Source organism: Klebsiella sp. KE9456, from assembly GCF_043832615.1.
Taxonomy (GTDB): Bacteria; Pseudomonadota; Gammaproteobacteria; order Enterobacterales; family Enterobacteriaceae; genus Klebsiella; species Klebsiella indica.
The window spans coordinates 16,235-31,532 of record NZ_JBDYQK010000017.1; the positions used below are offsets into that span (position 1 = coordinate 16,235).

The window sequence follows — 15,298 nt, forward strand, 5'->3', positions numbered from 1 at the left end:
TATATCGCCCGCTAGCGGCCCGCGCTGACCGGGCATGGGCGATGTGGTCGCCAGATCCCCCGGTCGCGTTGACCGGGGAAACCGGGACTTGCGGTTACAGCACCAGCCCCGCGAAGCTGGCAGAGAGCAGGCTGACCAGCGTTGCGCCATACACCAGACGCAAGCCAAAGCGGGAAACAATATTCCCTTGTTGCTCATTCAGTCCTTTGATCGCGCCGGCAATAATGCCGATAGAGGCGAAGTTGGCGAAAGAGACCAGGAAGACCGACAAAATACCCAGTCCGCGCGGTGTCATGCTGGCGGCGATTTTTTGTAGTTCAATCATGGCGACAAACTCATTGGCGACCAGTTTGGTTGCCATAATAGCGCCTGCGTTAAGCGCATCGCTTAGCGGAATCCCAATCAGCCACGCCAGCGGATAAAAAACGTAGCCAAGGAGCTGCTGGAAGCTCAGGCCAAACAGGGTGGCGAACAAGGCATTAATCGCGCTAATTAAGGCAATAAAGCCAATCAGCATCGCCAGAATAATCATCGCCACTTTAAAACCAGCAAGAATATATTCGCCGAGCATTTCAAAGAAACTCTGGGATTCATGCAGTTTTTCCAGTTTTATCTCTTCCTCACTGCCAGGGCGAGTGGGGTTAATTATCGACAGCACAATAAAGGTGCTGAACATATTCAGAATCAGCGCCGCAACGACATATTTCGCATCAAGCATACTCATATAGGCGCCGACAATCGACAAGGAAACGGTCGACATTGCGGTGGCCGACATGGTAAACAGACGGCGTGATGAGAGGTCGCCAAGGACGCCTTTATAGGCAATGAAGTTTTCTGATTGTCCGAGGATCAGCGAGCTGACCGCGTTAAAGGATTCCAGTTTGCCCATACCGTTAATTTTCGACAGCAGGGTACCAATCAGGCGAATGAAAATTGGCAGAACACGCCAGTGCTGAAGAATACCAATCAGCGCTGAGATAAACACAATTGGGCAAAGCACGCCGAGGAAAATAAACGCCAGGCCTTTTTCACTCATGCCGCCAAATACAAAGTTGGTCCCTTCTGCGGCAAAATGAAGCAGAGATTCAAAGAAAGTGGCGATATTTCTCACTAGCCACAGGCCGCTTTCGGCATGAAGAAAAAAGAAAGCCAGCGCAATTTCTATAACAATTAACTGGATAACATAGCGAATGCGGATTTTTTTACGGTCGTAACTGGCGAGCCAGGCGAGGGCAAGGATCACCACCAGCGCCAGCAGGAAGTGCAAGAATTGAGTCATGTTGTTCATTTCGAAGGTAAATAAGGCGGACATTTAGCCACAGCCTGCAGGCGGGGTAAATATCTGGCGCAAAAAATTCCTTTATCCGGCTGCGGGTCTCCGCGACCGCGTGATGATTCTGCAAGTCATTATTTGCTAGCGGGTAATTTACAAATCATCATCATTTTGTACACATTTCGCTTGTGTTTCTGGTTTTTGTAATGATAATCACTATCATAAATATTTACTTATCTTTGCATCTGCTGACGGTAATACACACTTAAGGATGTAGGCATGTTTGTCCCATTTCTCATCATGTTACGTGAAGGTCTGGAGGCTGCGCTGATTGTCAGCCTGATTGCCAGCTATCTCAAACGCACACAGCGTGGTAACTGGATTGGCGTAATGTGGGTCGGGGTGTTTCTCGCGGCGGCGCTGTGTCTGGGGCTGGGAATTTTTATCAACGAAACGACCGGCGAATTTCCACAGCGTCAACAGGAGCTGTTTGAAGGCATCGTGGCGGTAGTGGCGGTGTGCATCCTGACCTGGATGGTGTTCTGGATGCGGAAAGTGTCGCGCAACGTGAAACAACAGCTTGAAGAGGCGGTCGACAATGCGCTTCAGCGCGGGAATAACCACGGCTGGGCGCTGGTGATGATGGTGTTTTTCGCCGTTGCGCGCGAAGGGCTGGAATCGGTGTTTTTCCTGCTGGCGGCGTTTCAGCAGGATGTGGGGATCTGGCCGCCTGTCGGCGCGATGCTGGGCCTGGCGATGGCAATTGTATTGGGATTCCTGCTCTACTGGGGCGGCATCCGCATGAATCTCGGTCTCTTTTTCAAGTGGACCAGCCTGTTTATTTTGCTGGTGGCAGCCGGCCTGGCCGCAGGCGCCATCCGCGCATTCCATGAAGCGGGATTATGGAACTATTTCCAGGACGTTGCCTTCGATCTGAGCAACGTTATTTCGACACACACGCTGTTTGGTACTCTGCTGGAAGGGATTTTTGGCTATCAGGAAACGCCGACCATCAGCGAAGTGGCGGTCTACTTTATCTATCTGATCCCGGCGCTGGTGCTGTTCATTCTGCCGTCGGGCAATAAAACCACCGCATCACGTGTCGCTTAGTCGGGCATCGCGGATTTATATAGTTACAACATACTTATCGAAAGGAACGGTCATGATGAATCATTTTCGTCGCAATGCGCTGCAGCTTACCGTTGCTGCGCTGTTCAGCTCTGCTTTTTACGCTCAGGCTGCCGATATTCCGCAGGTAAAAGTTACCGTCACCGACAAACAGTGTGAACCGATGAACGTTACTGTGAAAGCGGGTAAAACGCAGTTCATCATTCAAAACCACAGCCAGAAAGCCCTGGAGTGGGAAATACTGAAAGGGGTGATGGTGGTGGAAGAGCGCGAGAATATTGCTCCCGGCTTTACGCAAAAGCTGACGGCGAATCTGCAGCCGGGCGAATATGACATGACCTGCGGCCTGCTGACGAATCCCAAAGGTAAACTAACGGTAACCGGCGAAGCGACCAAAGACGCGGCTAAAGCGGATGCGTTACTTAGCCTGGGCGGAGCCATTACCGCGTATAAAGCCTACGTTACCGCAGAGACCGCTGAACTGGTTAGTGGGACGAAAGCGTTTACCGATGCGGTGAAAGCCGGCGATATCGCGAAGGCAAAAGCGCTGTATGCGCCGACACGCCAGCATTATGAGCGCATCGAACCGATTGCCGAGCTGTTCTCTGACCTCGACAGCAATATTGATGCCCGCGAGGATGATTACGAGAAAAAAGCGGAAGATCCGAAATTCACTGGCTTCCATCGACTGGAAAAAGCGCTGTTTAGCGATAACAGCGTTAAAGGAATGGATAAATATGCCGATCAACTGAATGCAGACGTTCTCGATCTGCAAAAACGCATCAGTGAACTGGCATTCCCGCCTTCAAAAGTGGTTGGCGGCGCGGCGGATTTGATTGAAGAAGTGGCGGCCAGCAAAATTAGCGGCGAAGAAGACCGTTACAGCCACACCGACCTGTGGGATTTCCAGGCCAACATTGATGGCGCACAAAAAATCGTTAACCTGCTGCGTCCGCAGTTGCAAAAAGATAACAGTTCGCTGCTGGAGAAAGTGGATGCCAACTTCAAAAAAGTGGATGTTATCCTGAGTAAATATCGCACGAAAGAGGGTTTTGAGACCTACGATAAGCTGACGGACGCGGATCGTACGGCGTTGAAAGGGCCGATCACCACTCTGGCGGAAGAGCTGGCCCAGTTGCGTGGGATCCTCGGTCTGGACTAAGTCGATGACAGAGCAAAAAGATGATCTGAATGAACCGTCACGCCGGCGGTTATTAAAAGGGATCGGCGCGCTTGGCGGCGCGCTGGCCATCACCGGCGGTTGCCCGGTAGCGCATGCGGCAAAAGACAATAGCTCGCCGGGAACGTTGTCACCCAATGCCCGTATGGAAACTCAGCCGTTTTACGGACCGCATCAGGCTGGCGTGCTCACGCCACAGCAGGCCTCGATGATGATTGTGGCGTTTGATGTGCTCGCCAGCGATAAAGCGGATCTGGAGCGACTGTTTCGCTTACTGACCCAGCGCATCGCCTTTCTGACCAAAGGCGGGCCTGCGCCACAGACGCCGAATCCCCGCCTGCCGCCCATGGATTCGGGGATTCTGGGGCCGTGGATCGCGCCGGATAATCTGACGATGACCGTATCGGTTGGCCATTCACTCTTTGATGCGCGCTTCGGGTTAGCCAGTCATGCGCCGAAAAAGCTGCAAAAGATGACGGGCTTTCCTAACGATGCCCTTGATGCAGCGCTCTGCCACGGCGATCTATTGTTGCAGATTTGTGCCAATACGCAGGATACGGTGATTCATGCCCTGCGCGATGTGATCAAGCATACTCCGGATCTGCTCAGCGTTCGCTGGAAGCGGGAAGGCTTTATCTCCGATAGCGCCGCGCGAAGCAGAGGCAAAGAGACGCCGGTTAATTTGCTGGGTTTTAAAGACGGTACCGCGAATCCGCAGAGCACGGATAATGCGTTAATGGATAAAGTGGTGTGGGTCACCGAGGACCAGGGCGAGCCGGCGTGGGCGACGGGCGGTAGCTATCAGGCGGCGCGGATTATTCAGTTTCACGTTGAGTTCTGGGATCGCACGCCGTTAAAAGAGCAGCAAACAATTTTCGGCCGTGATAAACAAACTGGCGCTCCGCTTGGCATGCAGCAGGAACACGATGTACCGGATTACAGTAAAGATCCCGACGGTGATATCATTCCGCTTGATAGCCACATTCGGCTGGCAAACCCGCGCACGCCGGAGACCGCGTCCAGCCTGATGATGCGACGGGGTTATAGCTATTCGCTGGGAGTGACCCCTGCCGGGCAACTGGATATGGGGCTGCTTTTTGTTTGCTATCAACACGATCTGGAAAAAGGGTTTCTGACGGTGCAGAAGCGGCTTAACGGAGAGCCTCTGGAAGAGTATGTGAAGCCGATTGGCGGTGGTTATTTCTTTGTGCTGCCGGGAGTTATCGACAATCAGCACTATCTGGGGCAATCACTGCTCGAAGCCTGACGATCCTGCCCGTAAGGGCAGGGCGTTTTCTGCTGTTTTTCCATTCATTTTTTGTATTTCCTGCCTTGTTTAATTTTTCTGTAATCTAATTGTCGGAAACTCTCTTCCGCTGCGATGAGAATTATTTGTTGTCTATCTGTAAGAAATAAGTTGCATTGAGAATTATTTTTGATGTACTTATTACAGACGCGGTAGTTCCCGGCAGTGATGTCGTTTCACCATGGAGATCGCGAATGCCCGATTGCTGTAACGGAAAACGTCAAGCTTCATACCGTACTTATCAGCACGGGGGTCGCATTTCCGACCGTGATTACTGCCCCTCAAATCTATCCCCATCCCCATACACAACAGAAAATCCATACACCGGCAAGGTTATCGGTGCGCGTAGCCATAACCCTCTGTCAATTCGTCATGCAAGCAATGGCTTACAAGGAAGCCAAACCTCAATCGTTCGTGCGCATAATCGCGTCGATATTGACGCGTGTGATGTAAACCAACAACGCAAGGTGCTATCCATGGGAAGACAAAAAGCAGTGACCAGAGCTCGTCGTGAGGCCAAACGTGTGCTGAGACAGGATTCGCGAAGCCATAAACAACGCGAAGAAGAATCGGTCACATCGCTTGTGCAAATGAGTGGCGTAGAAGCAATTGGTATGGCGCGGGACAGCCGCGATGCATCGCCAATTGAAGCACGCAATGACGCTCAGGCGCATTATTTGAATGCCATCGACAGTAAACAGCTGATTTTCGCGACAGGCGAGGCCGGGTGCGGGAAGACCTGGATCAGTGCGGCAAAAGCAGCTGAGGCCCTGATTCATAAGGATGTGGACAGAATTATTGTTACCCGTCCCGTGCTGCAGGCCGACGAAGATCTCGGCTTCTTACCGGGAGATATCGCCGAGAAGTTCGCCCCCTATTTTCGACCCGTTTATGACGTACTGGTGAGGCGGTTGGGGGCTTCCTTTATGCAGTACTGCCTGCGCCCGGAAATTGGCAAGGTAGAAATCGCACCGTTTGCTTATATGCGCGGGCGAACATTTGAGAATGCGGTGGTGATTCTGGATGAGGCTCAGAACGTGACCGCTGCGCAAATGAAGATGTTTTTGACTCGCCTCGGGGAAAACGTGACGGTTATCGTCAACGGCGACATTACCCAGTGCGATTTGCCATCTGGGGTGAGGTCGGGCCTTGCCGATGCGCTGGCGCGTTTTGAGGAAGATGAGATGGTGGGCATTGTGCGCTTTACGGCGGACGATTGCGTGCGATCAACCCTTTGTCAGCGTGCGCTTCAGGCCTATTACTGATTCATATTTAACCTGCAAAGCCCGGGATGACCGGGCTTTGTTTATATGGGGCTAAAGTAAATTTTGCAGAGAGGGGGCGGTCATCGTGGCTTCGAAAGGGATGATTTCGACGTTAGCGATGCCCGATTGCTGAAATGGATCCTGTCTCAGCCAGTTATGCAACAAATCCAGGTCATCTCCTTTAGCCAGAATCACACCACCTGAGCGAGGAATTTTGCGCCCTGATGCGAGAAATATCCCCGCCGAATAACCTTTCTTAAGCCATGCCACATGCTCAGCCAGCAGTGCATCCACTTCATTAAGCGGTTTATGGTAAGTCAGAACAACAACTGCGATGGTGCTCATTCTTCTGTCCATCTTTTATATGGGTATATAAAAGTAGCATGGTGGAGATGCAGGAGGATAGTGGATTGAGTGGGGGATCAGCTCCCTGCGGGCAGATTCCTCGCGGGCTCGTCATCTGTCCAACTGGCTGCGCCAGTTGTCGACCCCCGGTCGGGGCTTCTCATCCCCCCTGAGTGTGCGATATACAAAAAAAAAGCCCGTACTTGCGTACGCGCTCTTCTTTAAAGATGGCGGTGAGGGGGGGATTGACTCGCTGCGCTCGCCCTGCGGGCAGATTCCTCGCGGGCTCGTCATCTGTCCAACTGGCTGCGCCAGTTGTCGACCCCCGGTCGGGGCTTCTCATCCCCCCCCCTGAGTGTGCGATATACAAAAAAGAGCCCGTACTTGCGTACGCGCTCTTCTTTAAAGATGGCGGTGAGGGGGGGATTCGAACCCCCGATACGTTGCCGTATACACACTTTCCAGGCGTGCTCCTTCAGCCACTCGGACACCTCACCATATTTTTTCTGCTGCTCACCTTAGGCGGCAACGGGGCGCTACTATAGGGAGTTGCGCTAAAACGGTCAAGCAGTATTTATTTTTTCTGTATCGTTCGGTTAAGCAATGAACACAACGGGCTGTAGAGTTATGGAATAGAAATGTTAATGCTGTGAATCAGGTCGTGCGTTTTTCACTCTCGGCAGAGATTTTGTATAACTCGTGGACAGCATATGCCGCAACCTTTTCCATCATGCGCGCTGGTCTTTTCATTTTATGCCGAAGTGCCCGCTTTCTTAACACTTATTTGTTCTTATCCGCGATGACACTCATATTTCGTCCGCCATCGAAGTGTACTGTGCTGAAAACGGTACAGTCATATTCCACCAAATATGTTGAGGACAGGAATATGATCGCGGTGCTTTTTGAAGCCGATGTTGTTGCCACGCAACAAGCGCGTTATCTCCAGTTGGCTGCGGAATTAAAACCACTGCTGGCAGATATTGATGGTTTTATCTCTATAGAACGCTTCCAGAGCATGACAACATCAGGAAAGATCCTTTCGTTGTCATGGTGGCGAGACGAAGAGTCAGTGTTACTTTGGAAACAAAACATTTTGCATAAAGCGGCGCAGGTGGAAGGCCGTCGTTCTATTTTTTCTCTTTATCGTATCCGTATTGCACATGTGATTAGAGACTACGCATCCGAAACCACAGGAAGAAAAAATGTTTGATATTCATGTTGTTTTAAATAATAACGTCGGTGAACTGGCCGCATTGGGAACGGTACTGGGACAAAATGGTATTGGTCTTGAAGGCGGTGGTGTTTTTACTATCGCTGGCAAGGGGCATGCTCATTTTCTTGTCGAAAACGGTGATGATGCGAAAATTGTGCTCGAAGAGCGAGGTTTTCAGGTTGAGCGTGTATGCCGACCTGTGATCCGAAAACTTAAGCAAAAACGCCCCGGTGAATTGGGAGAGATAGCGGCAGTGCTGGCCGAGAATGGTATTAATATATTATGCCAATACAGCGACCATGCAAACCAACTGATCCTTATGACAGATAATGATATGGTTGCCAGTAAAGTGACAGAAAAATGGGCTGTAATGCATGAGTAAGGTATTAAGACGTACGGACTGCATTGACAGTAGCGATGCTCTGGAATATTCAATGGCAGCTTTAGCGGCTGCCATATCAGACCCATCTCGTGTAAAAATGCTCTGTGCCTTGATGGATGGACGCGCATGGACGGCTACTGAGTTAAGCGTTGTAGCCGATATTGCAGCGTCAACAGCCAGCTCTCATTTATCCCGGCTTGTCAGCGAGAAACTGATTATCTGTCTTTCTCAGGGGCGTCATCGATACTACCGGCTGGCGGGGACGCATATCGCCAGGCTGCTTGAGCATATGATGGGTGTATCATGGCGCTCAGAATCGATAGCGAAAATAAGTACACCGTCCTCATTACGTATTTCTCGAACATGTTATGACCATTTCGCCGGGGAAATCGCGGTTAATCTTTATGATTGTATGATTTCTGAAGGTTGGGTAACTGCCGATGGCGCTTCACTGATGTTAGCAGGACATGAACGGTTCCGACAGTTGGGCGTTAAACTGAACCCAAAAACTCGGCGTAAAGAATGCTGCGCCTGCCTTGACTGGAGTGAACGGCGATTCCATCTTGGCGGAGAGGCCGGCGCCGCTTTTTTTGCCTGTTGTGAGCAGAAAGGCTGGTTAAGCAGGGCTAAAGGGTTTAGGGAAGTGCGCGTTACTTCCAGTGGAAAAAGGGCATTTAAGAAATTGTTCGGGCTGTGTATATCGGAGAGTATTAAAAATACCTGATTTTCCCACGGCAGAGAGTCGCGCCAACCGATATAAACATATTCACCACTAATCAACAAAAAAGCTGAATTTGAGCGCCTTTGTGACATTACCTGCGATGAGTATATTCGCGGCAGGATCAAGGCCGCTCTTCTGCCTGTGAAGGTGGGATTCTGCCATGATTATCCAGGCTTTAGGCCTGCATCGTTTCTTTATTTTCTCTGATTCTGGTGGAGTAAAGGAAAGTAAACAGTCAGACGTAAATAGTCTGGATTTGCGTCTTATTCGCTAGTAATGTTAACCATCGTCAGATGAAATGAATGAGGGGAGTAATGTACGGGCAGACTTGAAATAATAACCACTTCAACAAGCTAAGACGTTTCAGGGGTGTAATATCTGATTTGTGTTTTTCAGGATGATTTCCCCCAAAAATAGCGAAAGTGTTAACCCTTTCAATTAGCAGTTACTTCCGGGTTTTTAAAGCAGTGGGTTGAGGTTTTTATGGGTGTAAAAATAAGAAAGGTATTTTTCAAATCTCTTGTTGCAAATAATTATGGTTATTTTTATTGCTTATTTCATCTTTGAAAAAATAGTTTTCCGCGGGTATTTGTGGTTCTTTATTTTTATCCCAAAGGTGTAGGCCAGTACGTCTCCCGTTCTTGTGTTGTACGCACTCCAGTTCCAGTGCCGGAGTGTTTTACTGGCGGCAAAATGACTTTGTCATTAGGTTCACAGATAAGTGCCACGTCAGCACAGGCGATCGGCAGGGATGTGGGCATGAACTTTTGGTGTTAGAAACACGTATCATAAATGGTTCTGATTATAATAAATTATTAACATTTCAGGGGGGGGTAAATGAAAATATAATTTAACAATAAATAAGATGTTTATCATTCATTCTTCTTATCACGAAATGTAATCATCGATCTAAAATTATTAAGCAACCGTTGTGCCTGAATGTATGTCGTATTCGTTATCGCTCTTTTTGCCATCATTACCGGGCAGACCATAAACAGGGATGCTTTGCACTATTTTGGGGCTGCGGTGCATGACTGCACTTTATTGAGGCATCACTGAGCCAGGTATGAGAAATTATATTATGAATAGTGTGTTCCTGGCAGGATAAGGTCTGGCACACCAATTATGTTTGGTGGGGTAAATTTTTTTGATTTTTTTTTCGGAGAGGCGCAGGCGTAACGTATTATTTAAAGAGTAATATCATTTTTATAAGAATTAAATGTCTTTTCCTTAGTGCAAAAAACTGCAATTTCAATTATTAATTGGTTAATATCGCCTTATTTTAACTTTATTGACAACAAAAAAACTGCTGATATTCTCGATAGTAGTCAAAGTGAGTCTTTAATCCTGCGGATTGTTAAATCTGAGTTATTTTATTTACTTTTCATTATCCTGTGGGGGATAAATAATGGAAATTAAAAAGCCGTATTTACTTTTTTTAGGCGATGCCCATGATCAACTGGCGGCAAAAGTCGCTGAGGGGATTAAACAATGGCATCCGGAATATTGCGTCGGTCAGTTTCGCATGGAGAATTGTCATGCAGATTGCCATTTAGTGGATATGGATATTGCCGTAGCGAAAGCGGCGGGAGCAAAAACCCTGGTGGTGGGTGTCGCGAACCGTGGCGGGATTATTTCCAGCCAGTGGATATCTGTATTAAGCGCCGCGCTGCAAAGCGGTATGGATCTGGCTGCCGGGCTGCATAACAAACTGGCTGATGTACCGGAACTGAACGCGTTGGCGGCGCGTCTTGGGCGCAAACTGTTCGATGTGCGCCACCCGGAACAACAATACCCCGTGGCGAACGGCCGCAAACGCAGTGGTAAACGCTTGCTACCGGTGGGTACTGATTGCTCCTGCGGTAAAATGTATACCGCGTTGGCGATTGAACGGGAGATCCTGGCGCGCGGTGGCAAAGCAACCTTCCGCGCCACCGGCCAGACCGGGATTTTGATCAGTGGCGCGGGAGTGAGCATCGATGCCGTCGTATCGGATTTTGTCTCCGGCGCAGTGGAAACGCTGACCCCGGATAACGAGGCGGATCACTGGGATGTTATTGAAGGACAGGGGTCGTTATTCCACCCGTCCTTCGCTGGAGTGACGACAGGACTCATTCACGGTGCGCAACCCGATGCGCTGGTGCTGTGTCACGAACCCACTCGCCGTACGATGCGCGGCGTGGATTATCCGATTCCTGAACTGGGTGATTGCATGGCCTTGAGTCTGAAAACAGCGCAACTGACTAACCCCAAAGCCCGGTTTGTTGGTATCTCGGTAAATACTGCCGCACTGAGCGAAGACGCCGCCTTCACACTGATGAAGCAACTGGCAAAACAGTATGATTTACCGGTTATCGACCCCTTCCGTCAGGGGGTGGGTGCTATTGTCGACCAGTTAGCGGATGAGTAAGGGAACTTACAGTCGCTGCATAATCCGGCAATGGAGGATCGCGATGCTCCGTGGCTGTTGGCCCAGGATCGTGAATCAGATTTACGTTACGAAACCGTGAGTGCTATCCGCCAGAGAGTACATTGTGGGGCTGACGCAGTTATCCGGCCGTTTATCAGGAGAACAACATGTCACGTACCGTCTACGTCAATGGGCAGTATTTGCCTGCCGAGGACGCAAAAGTTTCTGTTTTTGACCGTGGTTTTTTATTTGCCGATGCCGTTTATGAAGTGACAGCAGTGGTGAACGGACAGGTCATTGAGTTTGATGGGCATCTGGCGCGTCTGCATCGTTCCTGTCAGGAGCTGGAGTTAACTTTGCCAGTTAGCGATGCAGAGTTACGCGCTATACATGACGAACTCATTACACGTAACAGACTGCGGGAAGGGGGAATTTATCTGCAATTGAGCCGGGGGAACGCCGGTGATCGGGACTTCAATTTCCCGGAAAAGGATATTGCATCCACCCTGGTGCTGTTTACTCAGGCGCGAGCAGTGGTAAATCACCCGATGGCAGAAACCGGTATCCGGGTGATCACCTGCCCGGATATCCGCTGGCACAGGCGGGACATTAAAACTGTGCAATTGCTGGCCCCGTGCCTGGCAAAAGCAATGGCGCATGCCCAGGGTGCCGATGATGCTTTTTTGGTGGAAAACGGGTTTATTACTGAAGGCAGTTCCTGTAACTGTTATATCGTTACGGCGGATAATGTTGTGGTAACCCGTCCGCGGAGCCATGATATTCTGCACGGTATTACGCGCCATGCGCTATTACAACTGGCGGCGCAGCACGATATCCATCTGGAGGAACGCCTGTTCACTCCGGAGGAAGCACGCGAGGCGCGAGAAGTGTTTATTAGTTCTGCCACGACATTCGTCTGGCCGGTGATCAGTGTAGATGGCCAGCTTATTGGCGACGGGAGGCCCGGTCCGCTGACACGGCGCTTGCGCCAGATCTACCTGGAAAATGTTGCTCGCCAGGCGGGACCGCTGGGGTGAGCCTGGCGAGCAACACGTTAAAATAGCCGCGTGTCTGACCCGTGGTCTGGCACATGAATATGGTCCACGCTTTCCCTTTCATCTCCATCAAGCTGCGGGCGTGCGCCAGTTGTCGACCCCCGGTCGGGGCTTCTCATCCCCCCCGGCGTGTGCGATATACAAAAAAGAGCCCGTACCTGGTACGCGCTCTTTTTTAAAGATGGCGGTGAGGGGGGATTGACTCGCTGAGCTCGCCCTGCGGGCAGATTCCTCGGGGGCTCGTCATCTGTCCAACTGGCTGCGCCAGTTGTCGACCCCCGGTCGGGGCTTCTCATCCCCCCCTGAGTGTGCGATATACAAAAAAGAGCCCGTACTTGCGTACGCGCTCTTCTTTAAAGATGGCGGTGAGGGGGGGATTGACTCGCTGCGCTCGCCCTGCGGGCAGATTCCTCGGGGGCTCGTCATCTGTCCAACTGGCTGCGCCAGTTGTCGACCCCCGGTCGGGGCTTCTCATCCCCCCCCTGAGTGTGCGATATACAAAAAAGAGCCCGTACCTGGTACGCGTTCTTCTTTAAAGATGGCGGTGAGGGGGGGATTGACTCGCTGCGCTCGCCCAGCGGGCAGATTCCTCGCGGGCTCGTCATCTGTCCAACTGGCTGCGCCAGTTGTCGACCCCCGGTCGGGGCTTCTCATCCCCCCCTGAGTGTGCGATATACAAAAAAGAGCCCGTACTTGCGTACGCGCTCTTCTTTAAAGATGGCGGTGAGGGGGGGATTGACTCGCTGCGCTCGCCCTGCGGGCAGATTTCTCGCGGGCTCGTCATCTGTCCAACTGGCTGCGCCAGTTGTTGACCCCCGGTCGGGGCTTCTCATCCCCCCCTGAGTGTGCGATATACAAAAAAGAGCCCGTACTTGCGTACGCGCTCTTCTTTAAAGATGGCGGTGAGGGGGGGATTCGAACCCCCGATACGTTGCCGTATACACACTTTCCAGGCGTGCTCCTTCAGCCACTCGGACACCTCACCATATTGTCTTTCCCGCTGATCTCGGGAACGGCCGCTAATTTAGGGAAATACGTTTCGCCCGTCAATCACCTTTTTGAAAAAAACGCGCGTTTAGCCAAACTTCAGGCAACTTGCTGCCTAAGTACGCGGAAATTGATTTTTTTCTCGCCATTCCCTTTTTCACTCGCGGGTCAGGTGAAATTTGCTATGCTGGCAACTTAATAGAAAACAAAGAGTAAAATACCGCGTTGACGTCACCGTACGTGGCGTCGGCTATCAGGAGTCTTCATGGATATCATCTTTTACCACCCAACCTTCGACACACCTTACTGGATTGCGGAACTGGAAAAACAGTTGCCGGGTTCTCGAGTCCGCGAGTGGAAAACCGGCGATAACCAACCTGCAGACTATGCTCTGGTCTGGCATCCACCGGTAGATATGCTGCAAGGACGAGAACTGAAAGCAGTCTTTGCTCTTGGTGCCGGCGTTGATTCAATTCTTAGAAAGCTCCGGGAGCATCCGGAGATGCTGCCGCAGTCGATTCCGTTGTTCCGCCTGGAAGATACCGGCATGGGGTTGCAGATGCAGGAATACGCGGTGAGTCAGGTGCTTCACTGGTTCCGTCGTTTCGACGATTACCAGGCCTTGAAGCAGGAAGCATGCTGGCATCCGCTGGATGAGTACCTGCGCGAAGAGTTCACTATTGGAATTATGGGCGCTGGCGTGCTGGGCGCTAAAGTGGCTGAGGGGCTGCGTCCCTGGGGGTTCCCATTGCGTAGCTGGAGTCGTAGCCGTAAAGCCTGGCCACAGGTGACCAGTTTTGCCGGAAAAGAAGAGCTGAACACGTTCCTCTCGGGTACACGTGTACTGATTAATCTACTGCCTGACACCGCGGAAACCGCCGGAATCATTGATAAAGCGCTGTTGTCTCAGCTTGCGGATAACAGCTATGTGCTGAACCTGGCGCGAGGCGTTCATGTGATTGAAGACGATCTGCTGGCGGCTCTGGATAGCGGCAAGCTGAAAGGGGCGATGCTAGATGTCTTCAGCCGCGAACCGTTGCCCAAAGAGAACCCTCTCTGGGCGCACCCCCGGGTGGCGATGACGCCGCATATCGCAGCCGTCACCCGACCGCTGGAAGCGATAGCGTATATCGCCACAACGATTGGTCAACTGGAACGAGGTGAAAAGGTGAGCGGGCAGGTGGATCGCAGGCTGGGATACTAAGCGCTAAGCCCGTCGCGGCGGGGTTTTGCTGATCATATACTCAGATTCCTGCTATCCTTGCCACAAACAAAAAGAAGGAGATTGTGATGTATCCTGTTGACCTGCACATGCACACCGTCGCCAGCACCCATGCATATAGCACTCTGCATGACTATATTGCTGAAGCCAGGCGCAAGGAAATTAAACTCTTTGCCATTACCGATCATGGGCCAGATATGGCTGATGCGCCGCACTACTGGCATTTTGTCAATATGCGTATCTGGCCTCGTCTGGTTGATGGCGTCGGCATCCTGCGTGGCATTGAAGCGAATATCAAAAATACTCAAGGTGAAATAGATTGTACCGGACCGATGCTTAACTCGCTGGATTTGATTATCGCCGGCTTTCACGAGCCGGTTTTTCCGCCTCAGAATAAAGCGGTCCATACCGAGGCGATGATTGCGGCTATGGCGAGCGGTGCGGTTCATATTATCAGCCATCCCGGCAACCCAAAGTTTCCGGTTGATATCCCGGCTATTGCCGCCGCTGCGGCGAAGTATAATGTTGCACTGGAAATCAATAATTCATCTTTTGTTTCCTCGCGCATTGGCAGTGAGGATAATTGTCGCGCCGTGGCTGCGGCCGTGCGCGATGCCGGAGGATGGGTTGCGCTGGGTTCGGATTCTCACACGGCGTTCACGCTTGGTGAATTTGCCGAATGTCGTAAAATCCTCGATGCCGTCGATTTTCCTGAAGACAGAATTCTTAACGTGACGCCGCGTCGCCTGCTTAATTTTCTTGAATCACGTGGAATGCCACCGATTCCTGAGTTTGCTGAACTGTAATTTTA

General features: G+C 51.1%; 13 protein-coding genes, 2 tRNA genes, 1 other RNA gene and 1 pseudogene. 11 read left to right on the forward strand and 6 right to left on the reverse strand.

All coding sequences use genetic code 11. From position 1 onward, the window contains the following. Positions 1-94 precede the first annotated feature (94 nt). On the reverse strand, positions 95-1,279 hold the full coding sequence (locus ABK821_RS17225; protein WP_138363209.1) for a NupC/NupG family nucleoside CNT transporter: 1,185 nt from the start codon (positions 1,277-1,279) through the stop codon (positions 95-97). 273 nt (positions 1,280-1,552) lie between these two features. Between ABK821_RS17225 and efeU the strand changes: the two genes are divergently transcribed. The 4 genes from efeU (at position 1,553) to phoH (ending at position 6,152) form a co-directional block, all read left to right on the forward strand. Beyond that, positions 1,553-2,383, forward strand: a complete 831-nt coding sequence (gene efeU / locus ABK821_RS17230; RefSeq protein ID WP_138363210.1) for an iron uptake transporter permease EfeU — start codon at positions 1,553-1,555, stop codon at positions 2,381-2,383. A 52-nt stretch (positions 2,384-2,435) separates the two neighbouring features. Next, a complete protein-coding gene (gene efeO / locus ABK821_RS17235) occupies positions 2,436-3,563 on the forward strand; it encodes an iron uptake system protein EfeO (protein WP_142502140.1) in 1,128 nt (375 codons plus the stop codon). Between the two features lie 4 nt (positions 3,564-3,567). Beyond that, positions 3,568-4,848: an iron uptake transporter deferrochelatase/peroxidase subunit gene (efeB, locus tag ABK821_RS17240; protein ID WP_138363212.1), complete on the forward strand. Its 1,281-nt coding sequence runs from the start codon at positions 3,568-3,570 to the stop codon at positions 4,846-4,848. Between the two features lie 515 nt (positions 4,849-5,363). Further along, positions 5,364-6,152 carry a phosphate starvation-inducible protein PhoH gene (gene phoH / locus ABK821_RS17245; protein ID WP_171034958.1) on the forward strand — a complete coding sequence of 263 codons (789 nt, stop codon included), beginning with the start codon at positions 5,364-5,366 and terminating at the stop codon, positions 6,150-6,152. Between the two features lie 51 nt (positions 6,153-6,203). On the opposite strand, the gene ABK821_RS17250 is transcribed toward phoH, so the two are convergent. Both ABK821_RS17250 and ABK821_RS17255 read right to left on the reverse strand, forming a co-directional pair. Continuing rightward, entirely contained in the window at positions 6,204-6,497 is a 294-nt protein-coding gene (locus tag ABK821_RS17250) for a YciI family protein (protein WP_138363214.1), read from the reverse strand. A 409-nt stretch (positions 6,498-6,906) separates the two neighbouring features. Further along, positions 6,907-6,994, reverse strand: a tRNA-Ser gene (locus tag ABK821_RS17255). Positions 6,995-7,383: 389 nt separating this feature from the next. Between ABK821_RS17255 and ABK821_RS17260 the strand changes: the two genes are divergently transcribed. Genes ABK821_RS17260 through ABK821_RS17270 form a run of 3 tightly spaced genes read left to right on the forward strand, consistent with a single transcriptional unit; the run spans position 7,384 to position 8,816 of the window. Continuing rightward, on the forward strand, positions 7,384-7,707 hold the full coding sequence (locus ABK821_RS17260; protein ID WP_343179158.1) for an antibiotic biosynthesis monooxygenase: 324 nt from the start codon (positions 7,384-7,386) through the stop codon (positions 7,705-7,707). Next, positions 7,700-8,092, forward strand: coding sequence for an amino acid-binding protein (locus tag ABK821_RS17265; RefSeq protein WP_343179157.1), 393 nt, complete (start codon positions 7,700-7,702; stop codon positions 8,090-8,092). Before ABK821_RS17260 ends, ABK821_RS17265 begins: the two co-directional genes overlap by 8 nt. A gap of 52 nt (positions 8,093-8,144) precedes the next feature. After that, on the forward strand, positions 8,145-8,816 hold the full coding sequence (locus tag ABK821_RS17270) for a winged helix-turn-helix domain-containing protein (protein ID WP_343179156.1): 672 nt from the start codon (positions 8,145-8,147) through the stop codon (positions 8,814-8,816). A 606-nt stretch (positions 8,817-9,422) separates the two neighbouring features. Here the strand turns inward: ABK821_RS17270 and ABK821_RS17275 are convergent. Beyond that, positions 9,423-9,568: pseudogene (locus ABK821_RS17275) on the reverse strand (IS1 family transposase); the annotation flags it as partial. A 653-nt stretch (positions 9,569-10,221) separates the two neighbouring features. Here ABK821_RS17275 and dgcN point away from each other — a divergent pair. Beyond that, positions 10,222-11,223: an N-acetyltransferase DgcN gene (dgcN, locus tag ABK821_RS17280; RefSeq protein ID WP_138363218.1), complete on the forward strand. Its 1,002-nt coding sequence runs from the start codon at positions 10,222-10,224 to the stop codon at positions 11,221-11,223. A 167-nt stretch (positions 11,224-11,390) separates the two neighbouring features. Continuing rightward, complete coding sequence (locus tag ABK821_RS17285) at positions 11,391-12,260, forward strand: D-amino-acid transaminase (RefSeq protein WP_138363219.1); 870 nt, start codon at positions 11,391-11,393, stop codon at positions 12,258-12,260. Between the two features lie 557 nt (positions 12,261-12,817). Here ABK821_RS17285 and ABK821_RS17290 read toward each other — a convergent pair. Further along, positions 12,818-12,953, reverse strand: a non-coding RNA gene (locus ABK821_RS17290) — RtT sRNA. A 222-nt stretch (positions 12,954-13,175) separates the two neighbouring features. Further along, positions 13,176-13,263, reverse strand: a tRNA-Ser gene (locus tag ABK821_RS17295). Positions 13,264-13,530: 267 nt separating this feature from the next. Here ABK821_RS17295 and ghrA point away from each other — a divergent pair. Continuing rightward, a complete protein-coding gene (gene ghrA, locus ABK821_RS17300) occupies positions 13,531-14,469 on the forward strand; it encodes a glyoxylate/hydroxypyruvate reductase GhrA (RefSeq protein WP_343178466.1) in 939 nt (312 codons plus the stop codon). An 86-nt stretch (positions 14,470-14,555) separates the two neighbouring features. Continuing rightward, positions 14,556-15,293, forward strand: a complete 738-nt coding sequence (locus ABK821_RS17305; protein ID WP_171034873.1) for a phosphatase — start codon at positions 14,556-14,558, stop codon at positions 15,291-15,293. Positions 15,294-15,298: the final 5 nt, after the last annotated feature.

What these genes read in the sequence shown, in the direction of transcription:
- ABK821_RS17225 (WP_138363209.1), bottom strand. Translation starts at nt 1,279, where the DNA reads ATGACTCAATTCTTGCACTTCCTGCTGGCGCTGGTGGTGATCCTTGCC.
- efeU (WP_138363210.1), top strand. Translation starts at nt 1,553, where the DNA reads ATGTTTGTCCCATTTCTCATCATGTTACGTGAAGGTCTGGAGGCTGCG.
- efeO (WP_142502140.1), top strand. Translation starts at nt 2,436, where the DNA reads ATGATGAATCATTTTCGTCGCAATGCGCTGCAGCTTACCGTTGCTGCG.
- efeB (WP_138363212.1), top strand. Translation starts at nt 3,568, where the DNA reads ATGACAGAGCAAAAAGATGATCTGAATGAACCGTCACGCCGGCGGTTA.
- phoH (WP_171034958.1), top strand. Translation starts at nt 5,364, where the DNA reads ATGGGAAGACAAAAAGCAGTGACCAGAGCTCGTCGTGAGGCCAAACGT.
- ABK821_RS17250 (WP_138363214.1), bottom strand. Translation starts at nt 6,497, where the DNA reads ATGAGCACCATCGCAGTTGTTGTTCTGACTTACCATAAACCGCTTAAT.
- ABK821_RS17260 (WP_343179158.1), top strand. Translation starts at nt 7,384, where the DNA reads ATGATCGCGGTGCTTTTTGAAGCCGATGTTGTTGCCACGCAACAAGCG.
- ABK821_RS17265 (WP_343179157.1), top strand. Translation starts at nt 7,700, where the DNA reads ATGTTTGATATTCATGTTGTTTTAAATAATAACGTCGGTGAACTGGCC.
- ABK821_RS17270 (WP_343179156.1), top strand. Translation starts at nt 8,145, where the DNA reads ATGGCAGCTTTAGCGGCTGCCATATCAGACCCATCTCGTGTAAAAATG.
- dgcN (WP_138363218.1), top strand. Translation starts at nt 10,222, where the DNA reads ATGGAAATTAAAAAGCCGTATTTACTTTTTTTAGGCGATGCCCATGAT.
- ABK821_RS17285 (WP_138363219.1), top strand. Translation starts at nt 11,391, where the DNA reads ATGTCACGTACCGTCTACGTCAATGGGCAGTATTTGCCTGCCGAGGAC.
- ghrA (WP_343178466.1), top strand. Translation starts at nt 13,531, where the DNA reads ATGGATATCATCTTTTACCACCCAACCTTCGACACACCTTACTGGATT.
- ABK821_RS17305 (WP_171034873.1), top strand. Translation starts at nt 14,556, where the DNA reads ATGTATCCTGTTGACCTGCACATGCACACCGTCGCCAGCACCCATGCA.